We start from the raw sequence: 26,179 nt of genomic DNA, 5'->3' as shown, positions 1-26,179 counted from the left end.
CTCCTGCGCTCCCTCAGTACACGAGCCGCTCCGGTCGCACCTCCTGCAGGATGGTGGTAGCGATCTCCTCGATGCTCTTGGTCGTTGTGGACAGCCAGCGTATGCCGGCGCGGCGCATCATGGCCTCGGATTCGCTGACCTCGTAGCGGCAGTTGGTCAGGCTGGCGTAGCGCGAGTTGGGGCGGCGCTCGTTGCGGATCTCGGACAGCCGCTCGGGCTGTATCGTCAGGCCGAAGATCTTCTTGCGGTAGGGCACGAGCGCGGGCGGCAGCTGGCGGCGCTCGAAGTCCTCGGGAATCAGCGGGTAGTTGGCCACCTTCAGACCGCATTGCATGGCCAGGTACAGGCTGGTGGGCGTCTTGCCGCTGCGCGAGACGCCGATCAGGATGACGTCCGCCCCCTCGAGGTCGCGGTGGCTCTGGCCGTCGTCATGGTCCAGGCTGAAGTTGATGGCCTCAATGCGGTCCAGATACTCCTTGGAGCGCGTGATGTCCGAAAAGCGTCCCACGCGGTGCAGCGACTTGATGCCCAGCTCCTGCTCCAGCGGCCGCACAAAGGTGCCAAACATGTCCATGAGCATGCCCTTGCAGCCGGCCTGGATCACCTTGAGCACTTCCATGTTCACCAGCGTGGTGAAGACGATGGGCTTTCTGCCCTCGAGCTCCGCCGTGTGATTGACCTGGCGCACGGCCTGGTGCGCCTTGTCCACGGTGTCCACGAAGGGCAGGCGTACATGGCGCGGCTTCATGTCGAACTGGGCCAGGATGGCGTTGCCGAAGGTTTCGGCCGTGATGCCGGTGCCGTCGGAGATATAGAACACGGTGCGCGTGTGCGTGGGCAGCATGGAAGGTGGTGGTCTGCGGTGGGAGATGGGGCGGGGATTTGGCGGCGCCCCTACAATGGCGCCCATTATTCCCAATTTCCACCCATGCACTGCGCCGGCCCACAACCACAACAGCAAAGCCAAGGCCGCTGCATGGGCGCACACCGGTTTTCAACTTCTGGAGTCTTCCCATGTCTGCACGTTTCGATGCGGCCGCCCTGGTCGTACCGTTTGAGAACCTGAGAATGAGCGACGTCGAGGTCGTTGGCGGCAAGAACGCCAGCCTCGGCGAGATGATCTCGCAGCTGCCCCAGGGCGTGCGCGTGCCCACCGGCTTTGCCACGACGGCGCACGCCTTCCGCGAATTTCTGAAGCACGAAGGTCTGGCCGAGCGCATCAGCGCCCGCCTGGCCGCTCTCAACGTCGACGACGTGCGCGCGCTGGCCGAGGCCGGCGCCGAGATCCGCGCCTGGGTGGAAAACCAGCCCTTCCCCGCCGACCTGGAAAAGGCCGTGCGCGACGCCTTTGCCCAGCTGTCCGGCGGCAACGCCCAGGCCAGCTTTGCCGTGCGCAGCTCGGCCACGGCCGAGGACCTGCCCGATGCCTCGTTCGCCGGCCAGCAGGAGACTTTCCTGAACGTCGTCGGCATCGAAGACGTGCTGCACAAGATGAAGGAAGTGTTCGCCTCGCTGTACAACGACCGCGCCATTTCCTACCGTGTGCACAAGGGCTTTGCCCACGATGTGGTGGCGCTGTCGGCGGGTGTGCAGCGCATGGTGCGCTCGGACCTGGGCGCGGCCGGCGTGATGTTCACCATCGACACTGAAAGTGGCTTCGACCAGGTGGTCTTCATCACCAGCAGCTATGGCCTGGGCGAGACCGTGGTGCAGGGCGCGGTGAATCCCGACGAGTTCTACGTGCACAAGCCCATGCTCAAGGCAGGCAAGCAGGCCGTGATCCGCCGCAATCTGGGCAGCAAGCTCATCCAGATGGTGTTTGCCAGCGCGGAAGAAAAGGCCGCCACGGGCAAGCTCGTCAAAACCACGGATGTGGCCCCCGAGCAGCGCAACCGCTACAGCCTGACCGACGCCGAGGTGCAGCAGCTCGCCCAGTACGCCCTCGTCATCGAGGAGCACTACGGTCGCCCCATGGACATCGAATGGGGCCGCGACGGCCAGGATGGCCAGCTCTACATCCTGCAGGCGCGCCCCGAGACCGTGAAGAGCCAGGCCAAGGGCCAGGCCGAGCAGCGCTTCAAGCTCAAGGGCCAGGGCCAGGTGCTGGCCGAAGGCCGTGCCATCGGCCAGAAGATCGGCACCGGCCCGGTGCGCCTGGTGCACGACATCCGCGAAATGGACAAGGTGCAGGCGGGCGACGTGCTGGTGACCGACATGACCGACCCGAACTGGGAGCCGGTGATGAAGAAGGCCAGCGCCATCGTCACCAACCGCGGTGGCCGCACCTGCCACGCGGCCATCATCGCGCGCGAGCTGGGTATCCCGGCCGTGGTCGGCTGCGGCAACGCCACCGACCTGCTCAAGGACGGCACGCTGGTCACGGTGAGCTGCGCCGAGGGCGACACCGGCAAGATCTACGACGGACTGCTGGAGACGGAAGTCACCGAGGTGCAGCGCGGCGAAATGCCTGCCATCAAGACCAAGATCATGATGAACGTGGGCAACCCGCAGCTGGCCTTCGACTTTGCCCAGCTGCCCAACGAGGGCGTGGGTCTGGCGCGCCTCGAATTCATCATCAACAACAACATCGGCGTGCACCCCAAGGCCATCCTTGACTATCCTGCCGTCGATGCCGACCTGAAGAAGGCCGTGGAGAGCGTGGCCCGTGGCCATGCGAGCCCGCGCGCCTTCTACGTGGACAAGGTGGCCGAGGGCGTGGCGACGATTGCCGCGGCCTTCTGGCCCAAGCCCGTCATCGTGCGTCTGTCGGACTTCAAGAGCAACGAGTACCGCAAGCTCATCGGCGGCAGCCGCTACGAGCCCGAGGAAGAAAACCCCATGCTGGGCTTCCGCGGCGCGGCGCGCTACATCAGCGAGGACTTCGGCGAGGCCTTCGCCATGGAATGCGAGGCCATCCGCCGCGTGCGCGGCGAGATGGGGCTGACCAACGTGCAGGTCATGGTGCCGTTCGTGCGTACCCTCAAGCAGGCCGAGCGCGTGACCAGCCTGCTGGCCGAGCATGGCTTGAAGCGCGGCGAGAACGATCTCAAGCTCATCATGATGTGCGAGGTGCCGAGCAACGCCGTGCTGGCCGACCGCTTCCTCGAGTACTTCGACGGTTTCTCCGTCGGCTCCAACGACCTGACCCAGCTGACCCTGGGGCTGGATCGCGACTCGGGCCTGGAACTGCTCGCCGCAGACTTCGATGAGCGCGACCCGGCCGTGCAGACCCTGCTCAAGGGCGTGATCGCCACCTGCCGTGCCCAGGGCAAGTACGTGGGCATCTGCGGCCAGGGCCCCAGCGACCATCCCGACTTTGCGCAGTGGCTCGCCGCCGAGGGCATCACCTCGATCTCGCTCAACCCCGACAGCGTGATCGACACCTGGCAGAAGCTGGCCGCCTGAGCCACGCGCCCCGGGCCATGCCACAGCGCAGGACGTTCACCGAAGGACTGGTGGAGGGCGAGCATGCGGGGGCGCCGTTCGCGCCCGACCTGCACGATGCGCGCCACCTCTGGCTCAAGGCCGGCCTGCTCGTGGTGTGGGCGCTGGTGTCGTTCGTCGCCTGCTACTTTGCGCGCGACCTGCAGATCACGGTGGGGCAATGGCAACTGGGCTACTGGATCGCTTCGCAGGGGGCGGTTCTGGTGTTCATCGTCATCGTCGGCGTGTATTGCGTGGCGATGAACTGCTTCGAGCGGCAGGACCAGGCCGCACAGCGCAGGGACGGGGGCGCCAGCGCCGATGACTGAGCGCGCTGTGCAGCGCTCCTATGTCGGGCGCCTGAACCGCATCGTGGCGTTGTATGTGGCGGGCCTGCTCGGCTTTGTGGCCCTGATGGCCTGGGCCGAGCAGCGCGGCCTGTCGCGCCAGTGGATAGGCCCCATCTTCCTGTTCCTCACGGTGATGGCCTATGCCGCCATCGGCGTCTATGGCCGCACCACGGACGCCGACGAGTACTACGTGGCCGGCCGTCGCATTCCGCCCATGTACAACGGCATGGCCGCGGCGGCGGATTGGATGAGTGCGGCCTCCTTCATCAGCCTGTCGGGGGCCCTGTACCTGCAGGGTTTTTCGGGCACGCCGGACCAGCCCGGCGGGCTGGCCTATCTGCTGGGCTGGACGGGCGGCTTCGTGCTCGTGGCCATGCTGGTGGCGCCGCATCTGCGCGCCATGAACCTCTACACCATCCCCGACTTCTTCCAGGTGCGCTTTGGTGGGCGCTGGCCGCGCATCATCGCGGCGCTGGCGGCCGTGCTGTGCTCCTTCACCTATGTGGTCGCGCAGATTTACGGCGTGGGCCTGATCGCCTCGCGCCTCACCGGGGTGCAGTTCGAGATCGGCATCATGCTCGGCCTGGGCGGCGTGCTGCTGTGCTCGTTTCTGGGCGGCATGCGGGCCATCACCTGGACGCAGGTGGCACAGTACATGGTGATTCTTCTGGCCTTTCTGATCCCCGTGTCCTGGCTGGCCTACAAGCAGATGGGCAACCCGACGGCGCCCTTCGTCGTGGGCGCGCAGATCGAAAAGATCGCGCATCTGGAGGACGCGCTGCTGGCCTCCGATGTCGAGCACCAGGTGGTCGCCGCCTATCTGAGGCGTGCGCGCGACTACGAGGCGCGGCTCGCCGATGTGCCCGCGGCGCTGGCGCGCGAGCGCGAGACCGCACGCGCCCACCTGCAGCGCCTGCGTGCCCAGAACGCCGACGTGGGGCTGATCGTCGCCGCCAGCCGAGAGCTGGCCACCATGCCGCGCGACGAGGCCAGCGCGCGCGAGCGCTGGACGCGCGAGATGCAGGTCAACTACGAGCACGCACGCGCACTCGGCGGCCTGCCGCGCCACAGCCAGCCCTTTGCGGGCGACCCGCAGGGCACGCCGGCGCAGCAGCAGGCCTTCGAGAACTCGCGGCGCAACTTCCTCGCGCTGATGTTCTGCCTCATGGTGGGCACGGCCGGCCTGCCGCACCTGCTCACGCGCTACTACACCGTGCCCTCGGTGGCGGCGGCGCGCAGCTCCGTGGCCTGGTCGCTGGTCTTCATCGCCCTGCTGTACCTGAGCGCGCCGGCGCTGGCCGTGCTCGTGAAGTACGAGGTCATGAACAATCTCGTGGGCAGCAGCTTCAACGAGCTGCCGCACTGGATGGCGCAGTGGGCCAGCGTCGACCCCGCGCTGCTGTCGATCGAGGACATGAACGGTGACGGCGTCGTGCAGTTCGGCGAGATCCACTTCGGCGCCGACCTCATCATGCTGGCCACGCCAGAGATTGGCGGCCTGCCCTATGTCATCTCCGGCCTCGTGGCCGCGGGCGGGCTGGCGGCGGCGCTGTCCACGGCCGACGGCCTGCTCCTGACCATCAGCAACGCCTTGGTGCGTGACCTGTACTTTCAGCAAAAGCGTCGCCGCCGCGCCTCGCCCGAGCAGCGCGTGATTCTGACCAAGTTCGCGCTGCTGACCGTGGCGCTGTCGGCGGCCTTTGTGGCCGCGCTCAAGCCGTCGGAGATCCTGCCCATGGTCTCGGCGTCGTTCTCCATTGCCGCATCGGCCTTCGTGCCGGTCATGGTGCTGGGCATCTTCTGGCGCGGCACCACGCGGCGCGGCGCCGTGGCCGGCATGGTGGCCGGCCTGGCGGTCACCATCTACTACCTGCTCTCGCAGGTCGAGGGCGTGCGCGACTGGATGCCCAGCCTGCTGGTGCCCGATGGCCTGTGGTTCGGCATACACCCCATTTCCTCGGGCGTGTTCGGCGTGCCGGCGGGCCTGGTCGTGGCCTGGCTGGTGAGTCTGGCCACGCGGCCCGGCAAGGTGCCGGTGGTGGCGCCCGACGGCCTGTGAGCATCACCGAATCAAGGCGACCACTTATTCACAATTGCATACATTCGTGGCAAGCTGAAACTCGTGCGGCGTGGCGACGCCGTAGTGTGACGTCTACCAAGAGGTGTGCATGATTCTCGTCAAGACCGAACTCGGGCAGCAGACGCTCAAGGAGCGTCACGGTGCGCTGTCTCAACGTCAGCGCTCGGCCTTCATTCTGTTTGATGGCTCGCGCAGTCTGCAGCAGGTGCTCGATGCCACGGCCGTCCTGGGCATCACCGAGGCCGATGTGCAGTTCATGATCGACTCCGGCCTGCTCGCATTGGCCGGCCCGGCGCAGCCGGCGCGGGCGCCCCGGTTGCCGCATACGCAGGCGACCATGCCGGGCGACGGCGGCGCGGGTGGCGGCCGCTCCGAGGGCGAGCGCTACCAGACGGCCTACCTCATCGCGTCCGAACTCACCGCGGGCCTGGGGTTGCGCGGCTTTCGCCTGCATCTGGCGGTCGAGCGCGCCGCCGGCTACGAGGCGCTTACCGAACTGGCCCCGAAGATCCGCGAGGCCGTGGGCGAGGCCAGGTACCGGCCTCTGGAGCAGGCGCTCTTCGCCTGACAGGGCCGCACCGCTGTCATGCGGCCGGGCAACAAAAAAGGGAACGTACTGGACGTTCCCTTTGTCTTGTGGCGGCCGGCGCGGCTTACACGCGCTTGCGGTATTCGCCGGTGCGGGTGTCGACCTCGATCTTGTCACCCTGGTCCACGAACAGCGGCACGGCGACCTCGAAGCCGGTGGCGATCTTGGCGGGCTTCAAGACCTTGCCGGAGGTATCGCCCTTGACGGCGGGTTCGGTCCAGGTGATTTCGCGCACCACGGTGGTGGGCAGCTCGACCGAGATGGCCTTGCCGTCATAGAACACGACTTCGGCGGACATGCCGTCTTCCAGGTAGCTGATGGCGTCGCCCATGTTGCCGGCCTCGACCTCGTACTGGTTGTACTCGGCGTCCATCCAAACGTACATCGGGTCGGCGAAGTAGGAGTAGGTGCACTCCTTCTTGTCCAGGATCACGTTGTCGATCTTGTCGTCGGCCTTGAAGACGACTTCCGTGCCCATGTTGCCCAGCAGGGACTTGAGCTTCATGCGCACGGTGGCGGCGCCGCGGCCGCCACGGGCGTATTCGGTCTTGAGAACGATCATCGGGTCTTTGCCCTGCATGATCACGTTGCCGGCGCGGATTTCTTGAGCGATTTTCATGGCTTGCTTGGGAAGGTAAGGTTGGGCCGCTCCACAAGACGGGGCGGGCGGGCGTGACCGCGGGGGCCCGCCTTCCACCCCGGCGCATGTTCCGCGGCGGGGGCGCCGGCTGGACACGCAAACGTGCAGCCTAGAGGTGGCGCAAAGCCAAGCATTCTAGCTTTTCTCGGCCACAAACCCCAACAGTAAGGTCAATAAATCGGCTTGTTCCAGCAGCCGCGCGCGCGCAGCGAGGGCGCAGTCACGCCATTCGGCGAGCGTGTCGGCGTCGAGCGGGGGCAGCGTCGGCGCGGCTTCCATCCCGTTCCACAGCAGGTGAAAACGTCGCAGCGAGGCGGGCGCCTGCAGCCAGTCGAGAAACGCGAGCAGCTTGGCGTGGTGCGCGTCGTCATGCTGAGGGTAGATGTGCCAGACAAAGGGCTGGCCGGCCCAGAGCGCGCGCACCAGCGAGTCCTCGCCGCGCACCAGGTTCAGGTCAGAGGCCCAGAGCATCTCGTCGAACGCGGGCTGGGCGCAGGGTTCAAGATATGAAATTGAGAGCTGCTCGCGCTTGTTCCATAAGGGATTGAGGCCGATTTCATGCAAAACCGCCGCCGTGGCACGCCCCGGCGTGACCAAGAGCCGCGCATCGCCGCGGGGCGCGAGCTGCGCGAGCAGCTGCGCGAGCGACGGCGGCTCGTAGCAGAACAGCGAGACGGCCAGCGTGTCCGCCGCCAAGCCGTGGCGCGCGCGCCAGGCCGGGCGGTCGAAGGCCGCCTGGCGCGCCGCCAGGTCCCGCTCGCGCAGCAGGCCGCCGGTGCGCGGCGTGAAGCCCGGGTAGAAGAACCAGCGCGTCAGGCCCGCGCCGGGCCCGCTCATGATCGGTGAGGGCAGGGCGTGGCAGCGCTCCACATAGCCCTCGGCCGACAGGTATTCGAGGTTGATCCACAAGGGTTTTTGGCCTTCAGCGCTTGCCTGGCGTGCGATGGCAGCTATGAAATTTGCAGGAATCTCGCAGCCGAAGGCCTCGACCACCACGTCGCCCGGCCCATCCGGCGGCGCCTCGGTCGGCCAGGGCCGCACCTGCACGCCCGCGGCGCCCTGCGGCGCCATCCAGGTCAGGGCGCTCGCGTCGTCCGTCCACAGGCGCACGGCGTGGCCGCGGGCGCCGAGCTCGGCCGCCAGGCGCCAGCACACGCCGATGTCGCCAAAGTTGTCTATGACCTGGCAGAAGAGGTCGCAGCGCAGCCTGCGGTTCATGCGGCCTGCTCCTCGGGGGCCGCGCGCAGATGCTCGACGAGCAGCCGGGCCGCGCCCGACAGCGGCTCGTGCGCGCGCACGCACAGCGACAGGCGTCGGCGCGCCCAGGGCTCGGCCAGAGTGACGGCGCGAATCGCCAGCGAGCCGCGCAGGTTCTGCGCGCTGCCGCGCGGCAGCACGGCCACGCCCAGGCCGGCCGATACCATCAGGCACAGCGCGTCGTAGCTCGTGACCTGCATGCGCAGCCGCAGGGGCCGCTCCAGCTCGGCCGCTGCGCGCGCAAGCAGGTGGTTGATGGCGCTGCCCGGGTGCATGCCGACGAAGTCGCAGTCCAGCGCGTCGGCCAGGCGGGCGCTGGGGCGGCGCGCCAGCGCATGGCCCGTGGGCACGATGAGCACGAGCTCGTCCTCGCGGTAGGGCAGCAGCGTGACGCGCTCGCCATAGCTGCCGTGGTTCAGTATGCCCAGGTCGGCCGCGTTCTCGGCCACCGACTGCGCCACGGCGCTGCTGATCTGCTCCACCAGGCGCACATCGACCTGCGGGTGCGCGGCCATGAAGCGCTGCAGCTCGTGCGGCAGAAACTGCGTGACGGCCGAGATGTTGGCCACCACGCGCACATGGCCGCGTACGCCGGCGCGGTAGTCGCGCATCTGCGTGGCAATGCCGTCCAGGTCGTTGAGCACGCCGCGCGCCAGCTGCAGCAGCGCATAGGCCGCGGCCGTGGGTTCGGTGCCGCGGTTGCTGCGTGCAAACAGCTCCACGCGCAGCTGGTCTTCCAGCTCGGCCAGGCGGCGGCTGGCGGCGGATGCGGCGATGTGCTCGCGCGCGGCGGCGCGCGCGATGGCGCCGTTCTCCATGACGGCGACGAACAGGCGCAGGGAAAGCGGGTCCAGCTTCATGGCGGGCGATGGTACTGCGAGCGCGCACTGCCATGCCGGATGGCGATGGCAGCGTCGCGCCAAAGCGCTTTGAGTGGCCACCAGAGCCGGCGCATGATGCGCGCCTGATTTTCAGGAGACATGGCATGCAAGACACAGCCACCCTCACGCCCGCCGCGCTTGCCGGCGTGCGCGTGATCGAGATGGGCCAGCTCATCGCCGGGCCGTTCTGCGGCAAGACACTGGGCGAGTTTGGTGCCGACGTGGTGAAGATAGAGGCCACGGGCACGGGCGACCCGCTGCGCAACTGGCGCCTCATCAAGGAGGGCACCTCGGTCTGGTGGCAGGTGCAGTCGCGCAACAAGCGCTCGGTGGCGCTGGACCTGCGTCAGGCCGAGGCCCAGGAGATTGCGCGCCGCCTGATCGCCGAGGCCGATGTGCTCATCGAGAACTTCCGCCCCGGCACGCTCGAGGGCTGGGGCATGTCGCCCGAGCAGCTCCACGCGCTCAACCCGGGGCTGGTGATTCTGCGCATCTCGGGCTATGGCCAGACCGGGCCCTACCGCGACCTGCCGGGCTTTGGTGTGATCGGCGAGGCCATGGGCGGCCTGCGGCATCTGACGGCCGAGCCCGGCCGCGTGCCGGTGCGCGTGGGCGTGTCGATAGGCGACACGCTGGCCGCGCTGCATGGCGCCATCGGCGTGATGATGGCCCTCTACCACCGCAAGGCCAATGGCGGCGCGGGCCAGGTCATCGATGTGGCGCTGCACGAGGCCGTGTTCAACTGCATGGAAAGCCTGATCCCCGAATACAGCGCCTTTGGCGCCGTGCGCGAGGCTGCGGGCAGCGCGCTGCCGGGCATTGCGCCCAGCAATGCCTACGCCTGCCAGGACGGCTGGGTGCTGGTGGCCGGCAATGGCGACAGCATCTTCAAGCGCCTGATGGCCACCATAGGCCGGCAGGACCTGGAGGCCGACCCGCAGCTGGCCGACAACGCCGGCCGCGTGGCGCGCGTGGCCGAGATCGACGCCGCCATTGGCGCCTGGACGGCCGAGCGCACCGTGGCCCAGGTCATGGAGCTGCTCGCCGCGGCCCGCGTGCCGGCGGGCAAGGTCTACACGGCCAGGGACATCTTCGAGGACCCGCATTACCGGGCGCGCGACATGCTGCTGACCCAGCGCACGCGCGACGGTTACGAGGTCACCGTGCCGGGCATAGTCCCCAAGCTCTCGGCCACGCCGGGCAGCATTCGCACGAGCGCTCCGCGCCTGGGCGACGACACCGATGCGGTGCTCGCCGAGGCAGGCATCACGGCCGAGCAGATCGCGCTGCTGCGCAGCAAGGGGGTGATCCAGTGAATGCCGTGTGCAGCGGTGTGTGGCAGGGCGCCGGGCGGCGCATTGCACTGTGCGACGTGGGCCTGCGCGATGGCCTGCAGATGGAGGCGCAGTTCGTGCCCACCGAGGACAAGATCGCGCTCGTGAATGCGCTCTCGGCGGCGGGCCTGGCCAAGATAGAGGTCACCTCGTTCACCTCGCCCACGGCCATCCCCGCGCTGCGCGACGCGGAGATCGTGATGCGCGAGATAGCGCGCCGGCCGGGCGTCGTCTACACCGCACTCGTGCCCAATGCGCGCGGCGCCGAGCGCGCCATCGAGTCGCGCACCGACGCGCTCAACCTCGTCATGTCGGTGAGCGAGACGCACAACCTGGCCAACCTGCGCATGACACGCGCGCAGTCGTTCGCGGCGCTCGCGCAGGTCGTGGCCATGGCCCAGGCCGCGCGGGTGCCGGTCAACGTATCGCTGTCCTGCAGCTTCGGCTGCCCCATGGAGGGCGATGTGGCCGAGGAGGTGGTGAGCGACTGGGTGCAGCGCTTTGCCGACCTGGGCGTGACCGGCATCACGCTGTGCGACACCACGGGCATGGCCTACCCGACGCAGGTCGCAAGGCTCACGGCGCAGGCGCTCGCGCGCTGGCAGCAGCTGGCCTTCACGCTGCACTTTCACAACACGCGCGGCATGGGCCTGGCGAATGTGCTGGCCGCCATCGATGCCGGGGCGAGCCGGTTCGATGCCTCGCTCGGCGGGCTGGGCGGCTGCCCCTACGCGCCGGGCGCCACGGGCAATGTGTGCACCGAGGAGCTCGTGCATGCGCTCGCGCTCATGGGCTATGACACGGGCGTCGATCTCGCCGCGCTGCTGGACGCCGTGGCGCGCTTGCCGGCGCTCATAGGCCACGAGGTGCCGAGCCAGATCGCCAAGGCCGGCCAGCGGCTGCACCTGCACCCGGTGCCGGCGGACTTTGCCGCCATCCGCGAGCGTGCGCAGGCGCGCGCCGCCATCTGATTTTCACCACCCGAGGAGACAAGCGAATGCACATTACACGCAAGCAATTCACCATCGCCGCCCTGGCCGCGGCCGCGCTCTCCGGCGCCTGGGCCCAGGGCGCATACCCCGCCAGGACCGTGGCCTTCGTCGTGCCGGCCGCAGCCGGCGGCACCACCGACATTGCGGCGCGCATGGCGGCGCAGGCGCTCGCGCCCGTGCTGGGCCAGTCGGTGGTGGTGGACAACAAGGGCGGCGGCAACGGCGCCATCGCGGCGGGCATCGTCAAGCGCGCCGAGCCCGACGGCTACACGCTGCTCATGCAGTACTCGGGCTTTCACGTCATCTCGCCGCATCTGGCCAAGGCCCCGCAGTGGGAGCAGAAGGACTTCCAGCCGATCGCCAACGTGCTCTCGGCGCCGCAGATCATCGTCGTGCGCGAGGGCCTGCCGGTGAAGACATTGCAAGAGCTGATCGCCTATGCCAAGGCCAACCCCGGGCGGCTCAACTACGCCTCGTCGGGCAATGGCTCGCTGCAGCATGTGACCGGCGCCATGCTGGAGCAGCAGGGTGGCATCAAGATGGTCCACGTGCCCTACAAGGGCACGGGCCCGGCGCTGCAGGACCTGCTCGGCGGCCAGGTGGACCTGACCTTCGGCACCGCGCCGCCGTTCATGCCGCACATCGCCGCGGGCAAGCTGCGCGTGCTGGCCGTCACGGGCAAGGAGCGCCTGGCCAGCCTGCCCGATGTGCCCACCACGGCCGAGGCCGGGTACCCCGGCGTGAACGCCACCTCGTGGTTTGCGCTGTTCGCGCCGGCCGCCGTGCCCAAGCCCGTCATCGACAGGCTGGCCGCCGACATGAAGAAGGTCGTGGAAGACCCGGCCTTCCGCAAGAAGGCGCAGGAGCAGGGCGCCAGCGCCGACTACCTGGGTCCGCAGCAGCTCGGCGAGCGCGTGAAGGCCGACTTTTCCAACTGGGCCGGCGTGATCAAGAGCTCGAAGATCCAGGCCGAATAAGGCCTGGCCATCCGAGGGCCGGCCGCCACCTTGCCCGGCCTACGGCCCCGACCTGCCACCATCGGCCGGCAGCGCCGAGCAGCATGCGGCGGGCAGGTCCAGCCAGCGCCCGGCCGCGGCCTGCAGCGCATCGAGCCGGCCCGTGGTGTAGAGGCGGATGCTGCCCTCTGCGTCGGCCTGCTCGTCCGCCAGCGTGCCGGCCTGGGTCAGGATGCGGCGCGTCTGGCGCGCCACGGCGGCGCCGGTGTCCAGAATCTGCACGTCGGGGCCGACCAGGGCGCGCAGCGCGTCCTTGGCGAACACATAGTGGGTGCAGCCCAGCACCAGCGTGTCCATCTCGCCGGTTTTCAGACCAAACAGGCCTAGAGCGCCCGTGTACTGGGCGCAAAGCGCTCTTATTTTTGCTGCAGACTCGGTGGCCGGCAGGGGCTCCTCGGTGCTCTGCTCTATGGCCCGGGCCAGGCCGTCGCAGGGCTGCACGGCAAACCGCGTGTGCGCCGAATGGGCCGCCAGCAACCGTTGAAAGCGCGCGCTGCCCACGGTGCCGCGCGTGGCCAGCACGCCCACATGGTGGGTCTGGCTGCAGGCGGCCGCGGGCTTGAGCGCGGGCTCCACGCCGATGGCGGGCAGGTCGGGCAGCGTGGCGCGCAGCCGCTCCACGGCCGCGGCCGTGGCCGTGTTGCAGGCCACCACCAGGGCCTTGATGCCATGCTGCGCGCGCAGCCAGCGCGCAATCGCCAGCGTGCGCTGCTGCACAAAGGCCTCACCCTTGGCGTCGCCATAGGGGGCGTTGCCGCTGTCGGCCAGGTAGACGAAGTCTTCGTGTGGCAGCTCGTGGCGCAGGGCCTGGAGCACGCTCAGGCCGCCTATGCCGCTGTCGAAGACGCCTATGGGCCGGGCGGCGGGGGGTTCGGTCATGGAATGCGGGGCGATGGATGGGCGAAGGGTGTCACTCTACGCCAGCGGCGCCGGCGCCGCGGCGAAACACCAGCAGGCGGTTGTTGGCCGGCATGGCGTGGTCCTGCGCCAGCGTCAGGCCGTGCTGCGCGGCCAGCGCTGCGATGTCCTCGAAGTGGCGTATGCCGCTTTTCGGGTCGCGCTGGCGCAGCCAGGCGTCGAAGGCGCGGTTGCTCTCGCTGGTGAAGGTCCCGCCGTAGTTGAACGGGCCGTAGAGCGCCAGCAGGCCACCCGCGGGCAGGTGGCCGCCGGCGAGCGCAAACAGGTTCTGTACCAGCGGCCAGGCGACGATGTGCGTGGTATTGGCGCTGAACACGGCGTCGTATGCGCCATCGGGCCAGTCGCCGTGGGCCAGGTCCAGCAGCAGCGGCGCGCGCAGATTGGGCGCGGGATGGGCGGCCTGCCAGGCGCGTATGCCGGCGTGGTTCTCGGCCAGGTCGCTGGTCTGCCAGACGAGGTGCGGCAGGCGCGGCGCGAAGTACACGCCATGCTGGCCCGTGCCCGAGCCTATCTCCAGCACCCGGCGGCGGTCGGCAAAGGCCTGCCGCAGCACGGCGAGGATGGGGGCCTGGTTTTTCTCGCAGGACTGGGAGAAGGGTAGATCGGGCGGAGGATGGGGGGATTGAGAGGCGGTCATGGTGGCTGGAGCATGCACCGCCCGATTATTCCCCCTGTCAGTACGCGGCGCTGGGCGGCGGCTCGGCGCCTGCGGGTTGGCCGGCGAGCTCTGCGCGGCGCTTGCGTGCCGCCTGGGTGAACAGCAGCACGTCCACGCCCACGGCGACGAAGGTGCAGCCCAGGTCCAGGTAGCGGCGCGCGAGTTTCGGGTCGGAGGTCAGCGTGCCCGCGGCCTTGCCGCTGGCGATGATGGTCTTCATGGCGGCCTCGATCGCGGCCTGCACCTCGGGGTGGCCGGGGTTGCCGCGGTGGCCCATGGATGCGGCCAGGTCCGCCGGGCCGATGAACACGCCGTGCACGCCATCCACGGCGCAGATGTCCGCCAGGTTGGCGAGCGCCGTGGTGGTCTCCGCCTGGACCAGCAGGCAGATGTCGTCGTCGGCCACGTCCAGGTAGTCGCTGCGGCTGCTCCACTGCGAGGCACGCCCCGTGGCGCTGCCCACGCCGCGCACGCCCAGGGGCGGGTAGCGTGTGGCGGCAGCGACGGCGCGGGCCTGCTCGGCCGTGTCGATCATGGGCACGAGCAGGGTCTTGGCGCCTATGTCCAGCATCTGCTTGATGAGGGCCGTGCTGCCCTCCACCACGCGCACCACGGGCTGGCCCGGGTGGGCGGCCACGGCCTGCAGCGCGGCCAGCGTGCTGCGCAGGTCGTTGGGCGCATGTTCGCCGTCGATCAGCAGCCAGTCATAGCCACAGGTGGCTGCGGCTTCGGCCAGGTAGGGGTCGGCCATGGACAGCCACAGGCCGATCTGGGGCTGGCGCGCGGCCAGGGCGGATTTGAAGGGGTTGTGTGCGGGCATGTTCAGTCCAGCTGGCCTTGGCAGACATATTTGGTGTGCAGGTAGTCGTCCAGTCCGTGCGTCGATCCCTCGCGCCCGTAGCCCGACTCCTTCACACCGCCAAAGGGTGCGGCCTCGGCCGAGATGGCGCCCTCGTTGATGCCGACGATGCCGGTCTCGAGCAGCTCGGCCACGCGCCAGATGCGGCGCACGTCTTGGCTGTAGAAGTAGGCCGCCAGGCCGAAGGGCGTGTCGTTGGCGGCCCGGATCACCTCGTCTTCGCTCTCGAACATGGTCAGCGGTGCCACGGGGCCGAAGGTTTCCTCGCAGGCGCAGGCCATGTCGGCGCTGGCGCCGGTGAGCACGGTGGGCGCGTAGTAGGTGGGGCCGAGCGCGGCCAGGCGCTGGCCGCCGGTGAGCAGGCGGGCGCCCTTGGCGATGGCGTCCTGCACATGGCGCTCGATCTTCTCGACCGCGCGGTCGTTGATCATGGGTCCGATCTGCGAGGCCGGGTCGCTGGCCGGGCCCACCTTGAGCGCGGCCACACGCGCGGCGAGCTTGTGCGCGAACGCGTCGAACACGCCGCGCTGCACGAACACGCGGTTGGGGCAGACGCAGGTCTGGCCGCCGTTTCGGAACTTGGCGGCCATGAAGCCTTCGACGGCGGCGTCCACGTCGGCATCATCGAAGACGATGAAGGGGGCGTTGCCACCGAGCTCGAGCGAGAGCTTTTTCAGCGTGTCGGCGCTGCGCCGCGCCAGGTGTTTGCCTACGGGCGTGGAGCCGGTGAAGGTGACCTTGCGCACGCGGCCGTCGTCGAGCCACACGTCCACCACCTCGGGCGTGTTCTCGCGCGAGGCGGTGACGATGTTGAGCACTCCCGCCGGCACGCCGGCTTCCTGTGCCAGCAGTACCAGGGCCAAGGAGGTGAGCGGCGTGTCCTCGGCGGGCTTGCAGACCACGGTGCAGCCGGCGGCCAGGGCCGGCGCAATCTTGCGCGCGATCATGGCGGCGGGAAAGTTCCAGGGCGTGATGGCGGCCACCACGCCCACGGGCTCGCGCAGCGCGAACATGCGCCGGCCCGGCACGGGCGCGGGGATGATCTCGCCGTTCACGCGCGTGGCCTCCTCGCCAAACCACTCGATGTAGCTGGCGGCGTAGGCGACCTCGCCCTTGCCCTCGGCCAGGGGCTTGCCCTGCTCCAGGGAGATCAGCCTGCCCAGGTCGTCCTGGTGTGCGAGCACCAGGTCATTCCAGCGCTTGATGATGGCCGCGCGCTGCCTGGCCGGTAGCCTGCGCCAGGCGGGGAAGGCAGCGTGCGCGGCATCGAGCGCGGCGCGGGCCTCGGCTGCGCCCGAGTCGGGCACCTCGGTGATGGTGGCGCCGGTGGCCGGGTCGGTGACGGCCAGGCGTGCAGCCGGTGTGGCGGTCCAGGCGCCGTTGATGAAGTTGGCGCTGCGGATCAGGTCGGTGCGGGTCAGGGTCAGAGGCATGAAATTGGTACCAAATGGGCCTCCAGCGCTTATTGGTAAAGCGCTATCAGCTATTAATAATGTAGCGATCAGCTGACGATGCCCAGATGCCAGGGCACGAACTCATTGTCCCCCAGGCCCAGGGCCTCGCTCTTGGTGGGTTCACCACTGGCGTGACGCAGGATCTGCTCGAAGATGCGTCCGCCCATCTCGGGCACCGTGCATTCGCCATCGACGATCAGGCCGCAGTTGATGTCCATGTCCTCCGTCAGACGCTGGTACATGGGCGTGTTCGTGGCCAGCTTGATCGTGGGCGCGGGCTTGCTGCCGAACATCGAGCCGCGCCCGGTGGTAAAGCAGATCAGGTTGGCGCCGCTGGCGATTTGGCCCGTGGTGGCCACGGGGTCGTAGCCGGGCGAGTCCATGAACACGAAGCCGCTTTCGGTGATGGGCTCGGCGTATTCGTAGACTGCGCGCAGCGGCGTGGTGCCGCCCTTCATGGCGCTGCCCAGCGACTTTTCGAAGATGTTGGCCAGGCCGCCGGCCTGGTTGCCATGGCCCACCACGCCGTTGAACTGCGCGTTCTGGCCGCTGGCATATCGTTCCCACCAGGCCAGCCGGTCGAGCAGCTTTTGGCCTACCTCGGGGCTGATGGCGCGGCGCGTGAGCATGAATTCCACGCCGTGGATCTCGGGCGTCTCGCTCAGGATGGCCGTGCCGCCGTGGCGCACCAGGATGTCCATGGCAGCGCCCAGCGCAGGGTTGGCCGTGATGCCCGAGAAGCCGTCCGAGCCGCCGCACTCCAGTCCGATCTTGAGGTGGCTGGCGCTCACCGTCTGGCGCGTGGCCAGATTGGCGATCGGCAGCATTTCCTCGACGGCGCGGATGCCGGCCTCGATGGTCAAGCGGGTGCCGCCCACTTCTTGCATCACCATGGTGCGCAGCAATCGGCCGTTGGCCGGGTCGTCCTTCAGGCCCTGCGACTCCACGAGCGCACTGACCTGGTTGCGCTCGCAGCCCAGGCCTACGATGAGCACGCCGGCCAGGTTGGGGTGGCGCGCATAGCCGGCCAGCGTGCGGCGCAGCACGTCGAAATGCTCGCTGGGCGAGGACATGCCGCAGCCGCTGGTCTGGGCAAAGGCCACGACGCCGTCCACATGGGGATAGGCCGCGAGCCGCTCGGGCGTGAAATGCGCTGCGATATGCCGGATTACCGTGGCCGAGCAGTTCACCGACGACAGAATGCCGATGAAGTTGCGCGTGCCCACCCGGCCGTCGGCGCGCACAAAGCCCTGGAAAGTCGCGCGTTCGCCCTCGGGTACGTAGTCCACGGGCCGCACATCGGCGCCGAAGGCCGGGTCGCGGTAGAAGTCCACGATCTTCAGGTTGTGGCTGTGCACGTAGTCGCCCGGCTCCAGATCGCGCGTGGCCACGCCGATCACGGTGTCGTACTTGCGCACCTGCTCGCCCTCGGCGATGCGGCGCGCGGCGATCTTGTGCCCAGGCGGCACCTGGGCGCGCGTGCGCACGCCCAGTTCGGGAATTTCCTGACCCAGCGCCAGAGCAGTCTTGGCGACGTAGACGTTGTCGTTGGGGTGCAGGTGCAGCAGGACGGGGCTGGTGTGGGGTGTGATCATTGTCGGAGGCCCGTGGGGGGAGAGGTCAGTTGCGCATCAGCTCACGCAGCCTGAGCTTGTCGATGAGCATGGTTTCCTTCTCATAGACCGCGTACACGTATTTTTCGTAGTCTGGGCCATCCAGGTAGAGCAGGGGCGCGTCGAGCTTGTCGGCCACGGCCTTGAACTCGGGGCTGGCCACGGCCTGACGGAAGGCGTCGCGCAGCTTGGCGAGGACGGCTGGATCCAGGCCCTTGGGTGCGCCTATGCCGTTGGGGGCATCGACCACCACGTTGTATCCCAGGTCCTTGAGCGTGGGCGTGTCCTTGAAGCGTGCCGTGCGCTGCTCGCCCCAGGTGGCCAGCAGGCGCAGCTTGCCGGCCTCGACATGCGGTGCCCAGGAGCTGGAGTCGGCGAGCGCATCCACGTGGCCGCCGAGCACGCCCTGCAGCGCCTCTGCGCCGCCCTTGTAGGGCACATGGTTGAGCTGTATGCCCGCGGCCAGGGCGAATTCCTCCATGCCCACATGGGTGGCGCCGCCCACGCCCGCGTGGGCGTAGGTCACCTGGCCGGGCCTGGCCTTGGCGGCGGCCACCAGATCCTGCAGCGTCTTGAACGGCGATGCGGCCGGAACGGCGATGCCGAAGGTCTGGCCCGAGGTGCGAGCGATGTAGCTGAAGTCCTTGCGTGGGTCGGCCTGTAGGGTGCCAAGCTGCGAGAAGCGCGTGACCGAGATCGGGATCTGGCCGATGGTGTAGCCGTCGGGCTTGGCCGACGCCAGGGCCTTGGCGCCGATCATGCCCGAGGCGCCGGCTCGGTTTTCCACCGCGATGGCCTGACCGAGTACGCGGCCAGCCACGGTGCACAGCGCGCGCATCGACTGGTCGGCCGTGCCACCCGCGGGCCAGGGGCAGATGAAGGTGATGGGGCGCTCGGGCCAGCCCTGCGCGAACAGGCGGGGGGAGGCGGCACCGAGGGTGGCGGCGCCAAGGGCGCCGAGGACGAATTGGCGGCGGTTGCTGCGTGGGGTCTGCATGGGGTCTCCTGTGTTTTTGTCTGCGGACGGACTCTGACCAAACGATCGGCCGGAGCGCATTGTTCGGCGCCGTGGCATAACAATCCAATGAAAATACGGACTCGCTTCATTGCAAAACAGTTATGAATATGACGACAGTCAAGAGAGCTTGGCCATGGCACAGATAGACCGCGTACTGCGCAGCAACCTCAAGCTGCGTCACCTGCAGATGCTGGTGGCGCTGGACCAGTTTCACCACCTGGGGCGGGCGGCGGAATTTCTTTCGCTCACGCAGCCGGCTGTCTCCAAGACGCTGGCCGAGATCGAGTCCCTGTTCGGCCTGCCGTTGTTCGAGCGCTCCACGCGCGGCACCCAGCCCACGGCCGCTGGGGCCAGCGTGGTGCGCTTTGCGCGCTCGGTGCTCGCGGGCTACGAGCGCACGCGCGACGAGATCGCCGCCGAGGCCAGCGGCGCCAGCGGCCGCACCAGCGTGGGCGCCATGGTGTCGGCCACGCCAGTGCTGCTGGTTCAGGCCGTGCAGCGGCTCAAGGCGCGCTCGCGCCGGGCCACTGTGCTCATCGAGGAGGGCGACTTGGCGCGCCTCCTGCCAAAGCTGCGCCTGGGAGAGCTGGATCTGTACGTGGGCCGCCTGGAGCCGGCCTACGCCTCGCCCGACCTTGAGACCGAGCCGCTCTACGAGGACCCCATGGTGGCCGTGGTGCACCCGGGCCACGCGCTTGCGCACCAGGGTGCCGTTCAGTGGGCCGATCTGGCCGAGCAGCCCTGCGTGCTGCCGCCGCCCTGGGCCTCGCTGCGTGTGAAGCTCGAGCAGCAGTTCTTCGCCCATGGTCTGCACCCGCCCGTGGACATCATCGAGTCGACCTCCTTTCTTTCGCAACTCAGCTTCATGCAGCAGCGCGGAGCCGTGGCCTTCGTGGCGCGGGCCGTGGCGCTGCACTTCGCAGAGCAGGGCATGCTGGATGTGCTGCGGCTCGACGTGCCGGTGGAGCTGCCACCCGTGGGGTTGATCACGCTGCGCGGCCAGCGGCCCACGCCGGTGACAGCGTTGCTGCTTGATTGTCTGAGGGAGGGAGTGACACGGCCCGCGCGGCGCAGGCGCCTCGCCCCATTACCGGAACTCCGAGCGCGTCGCGGGTTTCCAACCTGAGTCGATGAACACATCGGCGATGCCGGATACGCGGATACCTCGGCACCCAACGCCTACACAGCACGAGGAGTACGAACCATGACATTGCACATGTCGACCGGACTGATGGTCGTAGCCGCAGCCCTTACCCTGGGAGGTGCCACCGGCGCCTGGGCCCAGGTGACGCCCCGGCAGGAAGCTGCCGCCCAGCTCAAGGCCGACGAGGCCGCGCTGGCACGCGAACGCGGGCAGCTGACCCGGGACGCCAGGCAGCTCAAGGCCGACAAGGCCGAGGGCAGGATGGCCGCCGAGTCCAAGGATTCGATGCGTGTCTACCAGGACAGACAGGCGATCCAGGGCGAGAAGAAGGACATTGCCACAGACGGCAAGGGTTCTCTGCAGCGCAAGGAGGACAAGGCCGCGCTGACGCAGGACGAGGCCCGGCTCAAGGCCGATGCACGCCGTCAGCAGCATGACGACCGGCATGGGCGCATGGCCGCTACCTCGCCCGACGCCGAAAAGGTCTATCAGGACCGGCAGGCGATCAAGGGCCAGGAAAAGGCGATTACCGACGACCAGGCCCGGCTGCGCGCCGAGTGAGGTGAGCTCAGGGCGCGGCGCAGGAGTCGCCCAGCCCCGCCATGCCCGCGAGCTTCTGCAGCCGCGTGCGACTGTCCAGGCAGTCCTGTCGCCGCGCCTGCAGCGCCTGCTGCTGCGCCAGCTGTGCGGCCTGTGCGCGCTCGGTCTGCAGCTGGGCGATGCGCGTGCGCAGCTGCGCCAGGGCCGCCTGGGCGGCCTTTTCGCCCTCCCGGATGGCCTGGCGGCGCAGGTGGAAGTCCGTCGGGCCCATGTCCAGCACCTCGGGGCGTATCACCACGTCGGCGCGCGCGAGCTCGGCCTGGCCGAGCCTCTGACCCATGATGGCGATGGACTGGGTGAGCGCGCCCAGCATGTGCTCGGGGGCCTTGCCGCGCGCCTTGTTGGAGATGTCCACGGCCACCACCACGTCGGCGCCGAGCTGGCGCGCCGCATCCACGGGCACGGGGCTGACGATGCCGCCGTCGACGAAATGGAACTTGCCAATGGCCACGGGCTGGAACACGCCCGGGATGCTGCTGGACGCGCGCACCGCCTGGCCCGTGTTGCCGCGCGCGAACACGGTGCGCTCGCCGTCCTCGAGCCTCGTCGATACGGCCACGAAGGGTTTGGGCAGCTGCTCCAGGCTCTTGCGGCGCACCTGCTCGTTCACATAGTCCTCTAGCCTCTGGCCCTGCACCAACCCGCCCGAGGACAGCTGCAGGTCGCGGATGCTGGACTCGTCCAGGGCCACGGCCTTTCGCTGCAGCTCGGCGGCGTTCATGCCGCTCGCGTACAGCGCGCCGACCACGCTGCCCGCGCTGGTGCCGGCCACGACGGCCGGCGCCAGGCCGTTGGCCTCGAGCGTCTTGAGCACGCCGATGTGCGCAAATCCCTTGGCCGCGCCGCCGCCCAGGGCAATGCCGATCTTGATGGGGGCGGGGGCGGTGGCCACCGGGGCCGCCACGGGTGCGGGGTTGTGGCCTGTCGGGCTTCCGGCGCAGGCGGCAAGGCCGGCCAGGCCCAGATAGCTCAAGGGGCGCAAGAGGGCCGCCATGCGCATGGCGAGGGGCCCCGCTTCAGATCCTGTTTTCATCAGGGGCGGGAGTATAGGGCGCGGTGTTTTGCTCCCTTGCGAGCAAGGTTGTTGTGCTATGAAACACTGAGAAAAAATAGCCGCCAGCGCTTATATGGCAAGCGCTGACAGCTATCAATTAAGGAGCATATCAGCCCTTGGCGATCAGCGTCGCGATGGCCTCGCCCACCTGCGTGGTGTTGGCATCGCCGCCCAGGTCGGGCGTGCGTGGCCCGCTCCTGATGACCTCCTCGATGGCCGCGACGATGGCGTCATGCGCCTGCCGGCCCGCGCCCTGGCCGTGGGTCAGAAAGTCCAGCATGAGCGCGCCGGACCAGATCATGGCAATCGGGTTGGCGATATTGCGCCCGTAGATGTCGGGCGCCGAGCCGTGCACGGGCTCGAACAGGCTGGGGAAGGTCCGGTCCGGGTTGAGGTTGGCCGAGGGCGCGAGGCCAATCGTGCCCGTGGTGGCCGGCCCCAGGTCGGAGAGGATGTCGCCGAACAGATTCGTGGCCGCCACCACGTCGAAGCGCCCGGGCTGCAGCACGAAGCGCGCCGTGAGGATGTCGATGTGCTGCCTGTCCAGCGTCACCTCGGGATACTGCTGGGCCACCTCCTCGGCGCGCTGGTCCCACCAGGGCATGCTGATGGCGATGCCGTTGCTCTTGGTGGCGAGCGTCACATGCTTTCTCGCGCGGCTCTGGGCCAGGTCGAAGGCAAATTTGAGCAGGCGGTTGGCGCCGTGGCGCGAGTAGACCGATTCCTGGATCACGACCTCGCGGTCCGTGCCCTCGTACATGATGCCGCCGAGCGATGTGTACTCGCCCTCGGTGTTCTCGCGCACGACCAGGTAGTCGATGTCGCCGGGCTTGCGGCCCGCGAGCGGGCAGGGCACGCCCTCGAACAGGCGCACCGGGCGCAGGTTGATGTACTGGTCGAACTCGCGCCGGAACTTGAGCAGCGACCCCCACAGCGACACATGGTCGGGCACCGTGGCGGGCCAGCCCACGGCACCGTAGTAGATGGCGTCCATGCCCGAGAGCTGGGCCTTCCAGTCGTCGGGCATCATCTTGCCGTGCTGTTGGTAGTAGTCGCAGTGCGCCCAGTCGAAGGGGTGCAGCTCCAGCGCCAGGCCAAAGCGTGCGGCCGCGGCCTGCACGGCGCGCAGGCCCTCAGGCATGACTTCGCGGCCGATGCCGTCGCCGGGCAGGACGGCGATCTTGTAGGTGGTTTGCATGCGGTGGTTCTCCGGGATGTGATGACCGCCATTGTTCACTGATGACGGGATTCATACAATGTGCGATTCTGTGGTTGTACTGTTCACATATCGTGCAGAAAATCCCGCCCACCGACGACCTGCGTGTCTTCTGCACCGTGGTGCGCAAGGCCGGCTTTGCCGCGGCGGCGCAGGCGCTGTCGGCTTCGCCCGCCTACGTGAGCAAGCGCATCCGCCTGCTGGAGCAGGAGCTGGGCGTGCCGCTGCTGCATCGCACCACGCGTCGCGTCACGGTCACCGACCAAGGCGAGCGCGTGTTCCACTGGGCGCAGCGCATCCTCGACGACATGGACCAGCTCTTGCAGGAGGTGGCCGTCACGCGCCGCGAGCCGCAGGGGCTGCTGCGTATCTCCAGCAGCTTCGGCTTCGGGCGCAACGTGGTCGCGCCCGCGCTCTCGCGCCTGGTGCGGCGCCACCCGGGCCTGCAGGTGCGGCTGGAGGTCTTCGACCGGCTCGTTGACGTCGCGGGCGAGGGCTTTGACCTGGACGTGCGCGTGGGCGACGAGATCGCACCGCACCTGATCGCGCGGCGCCTGGCCGACAACCACCGCGTGCTCTGCGCCGCGCCCGAGTACCTCGCGCGCCGGGGCACGCCGCGCAGCCTGGCCGAGCTGCCCGCGCACGACTGCCTGGTGATCAAGGAGCGCGACCACCCGTTCGGCGTGTGGCGCCTGCGCGCGGGAGCGCAGGAGGAGACGGTGAAGGTGACCGGGCCGCTGTCGGCCAACAACGGCGAGATGGTGGTGCAGTGGGCCGTGGATGGCTGTGGTATCGCGCTGCGCTCGCTCTGGGACGTGGGCGCGCACCTGCGCGCGGGGCGTCTCGTGCAGGTGCTGCCCGAATGGCGGCAGGAAGCCAACGTGTGGGCCGTCTATCCCACGCGGCTGCAGCTTTCAGCCAAGGTGCGCGTGTGCGTGGAGTTTCTGCAGGAATACTTTGCGCAGGGGGTTGTGGCATGAGCCGTCCGGTGCGCTCCGCCCGCCTGCTGCAACTGCTGGACGAACTCCGCCGCCGCCGCAGGCCCGTCACCGCCGCCGCGCTGGCCGAGCGCCTGGGCGTGAGCCCGCGCACGCTGTACCGCGACATCAACACCCTGCGCGCGCAGGGCGCCGACGTGGCGGGCGATGCGGGCGTGGGCTACCAGTTGCGCCCCGGCTTCCTGCTGCCGCCGATGATGTTTCCGCCCGAGGAGCTGGAGGCCCTGCTGCTCGGCGCCCGGTGGGTGGCCGCCCACGCCGACCCGCAACTGGCCGCGGCCGCCACGCAGGCCATGGAGCGCATCGCTGGCATCCTGCCCGATGCCCTGCGGCTGGAGGTGGAAACCAGCGGCCTCTTCGCCCCGGGATGGCAGGGCCCGCCGCCCGAGCCCTGGGTCTCCACGCTGCGCCACGCCATCCGCGCGGGCCATGCGGTGCGCATGCGCTATGCCGACGCGGACGGAGCCGTCACCGAGCGGGTGGTGTGGCCCTTTGCCATGGCCTTCCTCGACCAGGTGCGGTTGCTGGCGGGCTGGTGCGAGCTGCGCGGCGACTTCCGCCACTTCCGCGCCGACCGGGTGCTGGCGCTGGAAGACACCGGCCGCCGCTACCCGGCGCAGCGCCACCAGTTGCTGCGGCGCTGGCAGCGGGAAAAGCTGCGCGAGACTGCTGACAGGAATTGACAGCGCCCCGGCGCAGACTGCGGTTCCTTCACCACTTGCAAAGGAGCCCACCATGCGCGACGACACCCTGACCTTCTACACCCATCCCATCTCCCGCGGCCGCGTCACGCGCTGGATGCTGGAGGAAACCGGCCTGCCCTACGAGGAGGTCATCATGGACTACGGCACCACGATGAAGGGGGCTGAATACCTGGCGATCAACCCCATGGGCAAGGTGCCCGCGCTGCGCCACGCTGGCGTGGTCATTACCGAGGGCGCCGCCATCTGCACCCACCTTGCCGACCTGGTGCCGCACAAGGCGCTGCTGCCGCCGCCCGGCACGGCGCCGCGCGGACTGTGCTACCGCTGGCTGTTCTTCGCCGCCGGGCCGCTGGAGTCGTTCCTCACCGCGCGCAAGTACGGCGCGCTGGCGCCCTCATCGCAGGCGGGCTACGGCAACGAGGCCGACCTGATGCGCACGCTGGAGCAGGCCGTGGCCGGCAGGGCGCACCTGGCGGGCGATGGCTTCACCGTGGCCGACCTCTACATGGCCTCGGTGCTCGGTTACTACATGCACTTCGGCATGCTCGAGCGCAAGGCCGTGTTCGAGGACTATGCGCTGCCCCACCTGCAGCGCCCGGCGGCCTTGCGCGCCAACGCCCGCGACGACGCGTTGGCGGCGGCGCATCCGCTTCCGGCGATGGTCGGGTGATCTTGGAGAGAAATGAGCCTGCAGGACCTGCCTATAAAGAGCGAGCAGCTATTTACTTGGTAGCTTTCAGGCGGTTGGATCGACGACCGTGGGCGTCCTCGTCCGCGTCACGGTGGCATGACGCCGTGGATGCCTGGCCCGGGCGCCGCGCCCCGGACTGCCCGCGCTGGGTGTGGCGTTCAGCCCGCCAGCGCGGCCTTGACGGCGGCGGACACCTGGCCCATGTCGGCCTTGCCCGCCAGGCGGGTTTTGACCACGCCCATGACCTTGCCCATGTCGCCCGGGCCCTTGGCGCCGACCTCGGCGACGATGGCCTTGACGGCGTCGAGGATTTCGGACTCGGACATGCGCTCGGGCAGATAGGCCTTGAGCACGTCCAGCTCGGCCTTTTCCTTGTCGGCCAGGTCCTGGCGGCCCGCGCCCTCGAAGGCGGCGATGCTGTCCTTGCGCTGCTTGATGAGCTTGTCCACGATGGCGACGATGGCCGCGTCGTCGAGCGTGATGCGCTCGTCCACTTCCTTTTGCTTCATGGCCGCCTGCAGCAGGCGGATAGTGCCCAGGCGTGCGCTGTCCTTGGCACGCATGGCGGTCTTCATGTCTTCGGTGATCTGGTCTTTGAGGCTCATGGCTGCTTCCGTGAATCAGTGAGTGGCAAACCCGCAAAACAAAAAACCCGCGCTTGGCGTCCCTAGCGCGGGTTGATGGGCGATC

At 68.8% G+C, this 26,179-nt stretch carries 25 protein-coding genes; 12 read left to right on the top strand and 13 right to left on the bottom strand.

Going from position 1 to position 26,179, the window contains the following annotated elements:
- Positions 1 to 13 precede the first annotated feature (13 nt).
- Positions 14 to 844, bottom strand: a complete 831-nt coding sequence (locus ABUE11_RS10840) for a pyruvate, water dikinase regulatory protein (RefSeq protein ID WP_367065335.1) — start codon at positions 842 to 844, stop codon at positions 14 to 16.
- A gap of 170 nt (positions 845 to 1,014) precedes the next feature.
- Between ABUE11_RS10840 and ppsA the strand changes: the two genes are divergently transcribed.
- The 4 genes from ppsA (at position 1,015) to ABUE11_RS10820 (ending at position 6,421) form a co-directional block, all read left to right on the top strand.
- The gene (ppsA, locus tag ABUE11_RS10835) at positions 1,015 to 3,405 is read left to right on the top strand and encodes a phosphoenolpyruvate synthase (RefSeq protein WP_367065334.1); all 2,391 of its coding nucleotides are present in this window, start codon (positions 1,015 to 1,017) and stop codon (positions 3,403 to 3,405) included.
- Positions 3,406 to 3,422: 17 nt separating this feature from the next.
- Positions 3,423 to 3,752 (top strand): DUF4212 domain-containing protein, encoded by a 330-nt coding sequence (locus ABUE11_RS10830; protein ID WP_367065333.1) that lies wholly within the window; start codon positions 3,423 to 3,425, stop codon positions 3,750 to 3,752.
- Positions 3,745 to 5,832, top strand: a complete 2,088-nt coding sequence (locus ABUE11_RS10825; RefSeq protein ID WP_367065332.1) for a VC_2705 family sodium/solute symporter — start codon at positions 3,745 to 3,747, stop codon at positions 5,830 to 5,832. The genes ABUE11_RS10830 and ABUE11_RS10825 overlap by 8 nt, the downstream gene beginning before the upstream one ends.
- Positions 5,833 to 5,941: 109 nt before the next feature.
- Complete coding sequence (locus ABUE11_RS10820) at positions 5,942 to 6,421, top strand: hypothetical protein (protein WP_367065331.1); 480 nt, start codon at positions 5,942 to 5,944, stop codon at positions 6,419 to 6,421.
- An 85-nt stretch (positions 6,422 to 6,506) separates the two neighbouring features.
- On the opposite strand, the gene efp is transcribed toward ABUE11_RS10820, so the two are convergent.
- From efp to ABUE11_RS10805, 3 genes are all read right to left on the bottom strand, one after another.
- A complete protein-coding gene (efp, locus tag ABUE11_RS10815; RefSeq protein WP_367065330.1) occupies positions 6,507 to 7,061 on the bottom strand; it encodes an elongation factor P in 555 nt (184 codons plus the stop codon).
- Positions 7,062 to 7,217: 156 nt separating this feature from the next.
- Entirely contained in the window at positions 7,218 to 8,300 is a 1,083-nt protein-coding gene (earP, locus tag ABUE11_RS10810) for an elongation factor P maturation arginine rhamnosyltransferase EarP (RefSeq protein WP_367065329.1), read from the bottom strand.
- Complete coding sequence (locus ABUE11_RS10805; protein WP_367065328.1) at positions 8,297 to 9,199, bottom strand: LysR family transcriptional regulator; 903 nt, start codon at positions 9,197 to 9,199, stop codon at positions 8,297 to 8,299. The genes earP and ABUE11_RS10805 overlap by 4 nt, the downstream gene beginning before the upstream one ends.
- Positions 9,200 to 9,324: 125 nt before the next feature.
- Between ABUE11_RS10805 and ABUE11_RS10800 the strand changes: the two genes are divergently transcribed.
- The 3 genes from ABUE11_RS10800 to ABUE11_RS10790 are packed head-to-tail and all read left to right on the top strand — an operon-like array spanning position 9,325 to position 12,523.
- Positions 9,325 to 10,536, top strand: a complete 1,212-nt coding sequence (locus ABUE11_RS10800) for a CoA transferase (protein ID WP_367065327.1) — start codon at positions 9,325 to 9,327, stop codon at positions 10,534 to 10,536.
- Positions 10,533 to 11,525: a hydroxymethylglutaryl-CoA lyase gene (locus ABUE11_RS10795; RefSeq protein WP_367065326.1), complete on the top strand. Its 993-nt coding sequence runs from the start codon at positions 10,533 to 10,535 to the stop codon at positions 11,523 to 11,525. Before ABUE11_RS10800 ends, ABUE11_RS10795 begins: the two co-directional genes overlap by 4 nt.
- A 26-nt stretch (positions 11,526 to 11,551) precedes the next feature.
- Positions 11,552 to 12,523, top strand: coding sequence for a tripartite tricarboxylate transporter substrate binding protein (locus ABUE11_RS10790; RefSeq protein WP_367065325.1), 972 nt, complete (start codon positions 11,552 to 11,554; stop codon positions 12,521 to 12,523).
- Between the two features lie 39 nt (positions 12,524 to 12,562).
- Here the strand turns inward: ABUE11_RS10790 and murI are convergent, their stop codons facing one another.
- From murI to ABUE11_RS10760, 6 genes are all read right to left on the bottom strand, one after another.
- Positions 12,563 to 13,441 carry a glutamate racemase gene (gene murI, locus ABUE11_RS10785; RefSeq protein ID WP_367065324.1) on the bottom strand — a complete coding sequence of 293 codons (879 nt, stop codon included), beginning with the start codon at positions 13,439 to 13,441 and terminating at the stop codon, positions 12,563 to 12,565.
- Positions 13,442 to 13,472: 31 nt separating this feature from the next.
- Entirely contained in the window at positions 13,473 to 14,117 is a 645-nt protein-coding gene (locus ABUE11_RS10780; RefSeq protein ID WP_367065323.1) for a DUF938 domain-containing protein, read from the bottom strand.
- Positions 14,118 to 14,154: 37 nt separating this feature from the next.
- A complete protein-coding gene (locus ABUE11_RS10775; RefSeq protein ID WP_367065322.1) occupies positions 14,155 to 14,958 on the bottom strand; it encodes an HpcH/HpaI aldolase/citrate lyase family protein in 804 nt (267 codons plus the stop codon).
- Positions 14,959 to 14,960: 2 nt separating this feature from the next.
- Positions 14,961 to 16,430 carry an NAD-dependent succinate-semialdehyde dehydrogenase gene (locus ABUE11_RS10770; RefSeq protein WP_367065321.1) on the bottom strand — a complete coding sequence of 490 codons (1,470 nt, stop codon included), beginning with the start codon at positions 16,428 to 16,430 and terminating at the stop codon, positions 14,961 to 14,963.
- Between the two features lie 68 nt (positions 16,431 to 16,498).
- The gene (locus ABUE11_RS10765; RefSeq protein WP_367065320.1) at positions 16,499 to 18,046 is read right to left on the bottom strand and encodes an altronate dehydratase family protein; all 1,548 of its coding nucleotides are present in this window, start codon (positions 18,044 to 18,046) and stop codon (positions 16,499 to 16,501) included.
- A 25-nt stretch (positions 18,047 to 18,071) separates the two neighbouring features.
- Positions 18,072 to 19,061 carry a tripartite tricarboxylate transporter substrate binding protein gene (locus tag ABUE11_RS10760; protein WP_367065319.1) on the bottom strand — a complete coding sequence of 330 codons (990 nt, stop codon included), beginning with the start codon at positions 19,059 to 19,061 and terminating at the stop codon, positions 18,072 to 18,074.
- Positions 19,062 to 19,215: 154 nt separating this feature from the next.
- Here ABUE11_RS10760 and ABUE11_RS10755 point away from each other — a divergent pair, with 154 nt between their 5' ends.
- Both ABUE11_RS10755 and ABUE11_RS10750 read left to right on the top strand, forming a co-directional pair.
- Positions 19,216 to 20,208, top strand: a complete 993-nt coding sequence (locus ABUE11_RS10755; RefSeq protein ID WP_367065318.1) for a LysR substrate-binding domain-containing protein — start codon at positions 19,216 to 19,218, stop codon at positions 20,206 to 20,208.
- Positions 20,209 to 20,286: 78 nt separating this feature from the next.
- The gene (locus ABUE11_RS10750) at positions 20,287 to 20,787 is read left to right on the top strand and encodes a hypothetical protein (protein ID WP_367065317.1); all 501 of its coding nucleotides are present in this window, start codon (positions 20,287 to 20,289) and stop codon (positions 20,785 to 20,787) included.
- Positions 20,788 to 20,794: 7 nt separating this feature from the next.
- Here the strand turns inward: ABUE11_RS10750 and ABUE11_RS10745 are convergent, their stop codons facing one another.
- Both ABUE11_RS10745 and ABUE11_RS10740 read right to left on the bottom strand, forming a co-directional pair.
- On the bottom strand, positions 20,795 to 21,826 hold the full coding sequence (locus ABUE11_RS10745; protein ID WP_367068802.1) for a patatin-like phospholipase family protein: 1,032 nt from the start codon (positions 21,824 to 21,826) through the stop codon (positions 20,795 to 20,797).
- A 163-nt stretch (positions 21,827 to 21,989) separates the two neighbouring features.
- Positions 21,990 to 23,078, bottom strand: coding sequence for a tartrate dehydrogenase (locus tag ABUE11_RS10740; protein WP_367065316.1), 1,089 nt, complete (start codon positions 23,076 to 23,078; stop codon positions 21,990 to 21,992).
- 92 nt (positions 23,079 to 23,170) lie between these two features.
- Between ABUE11_RS10740 and ABUE11_RS10735 the strand changes: the two genes are divergently transcribed.
- Genes ABUE11_RS10735 through ABUE11_RS10725 form a run of 3 tightly spaced genes read left to right on the top strand, consistent with a single transcriptional unit; the run spans position 23,171 to position 25,468 of the window.
- Positions 23,171 to 24,076 (top strand): LysR substrate-binding domain-containing protein, encoded by a 906-nt coding sequence (locus ABUE11_RS10735; RefSeq protein ID WP_367065315.1) that lies wholly within the window; start codon positions 23,171 to 23,173, stop codon positions 24,074 to 24,076.
- Complete coding sequence (locus tag ABUE11_RS10730; RefSeq protein ID WP_367065314.1) at positions 24,073 to 24,777, top strand: YafY family protein; 705 nt, start codon at positions 24,073 to 24,075, stop codon at positions 24,775 to 24,777. The genes ABUE11_RS10735 and ABUE11_RS10730 overlap by 4 nt, the downstream gene beginning before the upstream one ends.
- Positions 24,778 to 24,829: 52 nt before the next feature.
- The gene (locus ABUE11_RS10725) at positions 24,830 to 25,468 is read left to right on the top strand and encodes a glutathione S-transferase family protein (RefSeq protein ID WP_367065313.1); all 639 of its coding nucleotides are present in this window, start codon (positions 24,830 to 24,832) and stop codon (positions 25,466 to 25,468) included.
- Positions 25,469 to 25,647: 179 nt separating this feature from the next.
- Here ABUE11_RS10725 and ABUE11_RS10720 read toward each other — a convergent pair whose 3' ends face one another.
- Positions 25,648 to 26,094, bottom strand: a complete 447-nt coding sequence (locus ABUE11_RS10720) for a GatB/YqeY domain-containing protein (RefSeq protein WP_367065312.1) — start codon at positions 26,092 to 26,094, stop codon at positions 25,648 to 25,650.
- Positions 26,095 to 26,179: the final 85 nt, after the last annotated feature.

Origin of the sequence: Oryzisolibacter sp. LB2S (assembly GCF_040732315.1) — a bacterium.
Taxonomy (GTDB): domain Bacteria; phylum Pseudomonadota; class Gammaproteobacteria; order Burkholderiales; family Burkholderiaceae_C; genus Alicycliphilus; species Alicycliphilus soli.
This window is presented reverse-complemented; position numbering and strand designations above follow the sequence as displayed.

Coding starts and splice junctions, on each gene's coding strand:
- ABUE11_RS10840 (WP_367065335.1), bottom strand. CDS start 844: ATGCTGCCCACGCACACGCGCACCGTGTTCTATATCTCCGACGGCACC.
- ppsA (WP_367065334.1), top strand. CDS start 1,015: ATGTCTGCACGTTTCGATGCGGCCGCCCTGGTCGTACCGTTTGAGAAC.
- ABUE11_RS10830 (WP_367065333.1), top strand. CDS start 3,423: ATGCCACAGCGCAGGACGTTCACCGAAGGACTGGTGGAGGGCGAGCAT.
- ABUE11_RS10825 (WP_367065332.1), top strand. CDS start 3,745: ATGACTGAGCGCGCTGTGCAGCGCTCCTATGTCGGGCGCCTGAACCGC.
- ABUE11_RS10820 (WP_367065331.1), top strand. CDS start 5,942: ATGATTCTCGTCAAGACCGAACTCGGGCAGCAGACGCTCAAGGAGCGT.
- efp (WP_367065330.1), bottom strand. CDS start 7,061: ATGAAAATCGCTCAAGAAATCCGCGCCGGCAACGTGATCATGCAGGGC.
- earP (WP_367065329.1), bottom strand. CDS start 8,300: ATGAACCGCAGGCTGCGCTGCGACCTCTTCTGCCAGGTCATAGACAAC.
- ABUE11_RS10805 (WP_367065328.1), bottom strand. CDS start 9,199: ATGAAGCTGGACCCGCTTTCCCTGCGCCTGTTCGTCGCCGTCATGGAG.
- ABUE11_RS10800 (WP_367065327.1), top strand. CDS start 9,325: ATGCAAGACACAGCCACCCTCACGCCCGCCGCGCTTGCCGGCGTGCGC.
- ABUE11_RS10790 (WP_367065325.1), top strand. CDS start 11,552: ATGCACATTACACGCAAGCAATTCACCATCGCCGCCCTGGCCGCGGCC.
- murI (WP_367065324.1), bottom strand. CDS start 13,441: ATGACCGAACCCCCCGCCGCCCGGCCCATAGGCGTCTTCGACAGCGGC.
- ABUE11_RS10780 (WP_367065323.1), bottom strand. CDS start 14,117: ATGACCGCCTCTCAATCCCCCCATCCTCCGCCCGATCTACCCTTCTCC.
- ABUE11_RS10775 (WP_367065322.1), bottom strand. CDS start 14,958: ATGCCCGCACACAACCCCTTCAAATCCGCCCTGGCCGCGCGCCAGCCC.
- ABUE11_RS10770 (WP_367065321.1), bottom strand. CDS start 16,430: ATGCCTCTGACCCTGACCCGCACCGACCTGATCCGCAGCGCCAACTTC.
- ABUE11_RS10765 (WP_367065320.1), bottom strand. CDS start 18,046: ATGATCACACCCCACACCAGCCCCGTCCTGCTGCACCTGCACCCCAAC.
- ABUE11_RS10760 (WP_367065319.1), bottom strand. CDS start 19,061: ATGCAGACCCCACGCAGCAACCGCCGCCAATTCGTCCTCGGCGCCCTT.
- ABUE11_RS10755 (WP_367065318.1), top strand. CDS start 19,216: ATGGCACAGATAGACCGCGTACTGCGCAGCAACCTCAAGCTGCGTCAC.
- ABUE11_RS10750 (WP_367065317.1), top strand. CDS start 20,287: ATGACATTGCACATGTCGACCGGACTGATGGTCGTAGCCGCAGCCCTT.
- ABUE11_RS10745 (WP_367068802.1), bottom strand. CDS start 21,826: ATGCGCATGGCGGCCCTCTTGCGCCCCTTGAGCTATCTGGGCCTGGCC.
- ABUE11_RS10740 (WP_367065316.1), bottom strand. CDS start 23,078: ATGCAAACCACCTACAAGATCGCCGTCCTGCCCGGCGACGGCATCGGC.
- ABUE11_RS10730 (WP_367065314.1), top strand. CDS start 24,073: ATGAGCCGTCCGGTGCGCTCCGCCCGCCTGCTGCAACTGCTGGACGAA.
- ABUE11_RS10725 (WP_367065313.1), top strand. CDS start 24,830: ATGCGCGACGACACCCTGACCTTCTACACCCATCCCATCTCCCGCGGC.
- ABUE11_RS10720 (WP_367065312.1), bottom strand. CDS start 26,094: ATGAGCCTCAAAGACCAGATCACCGAAGACATGAAGACCGCCATGCGT.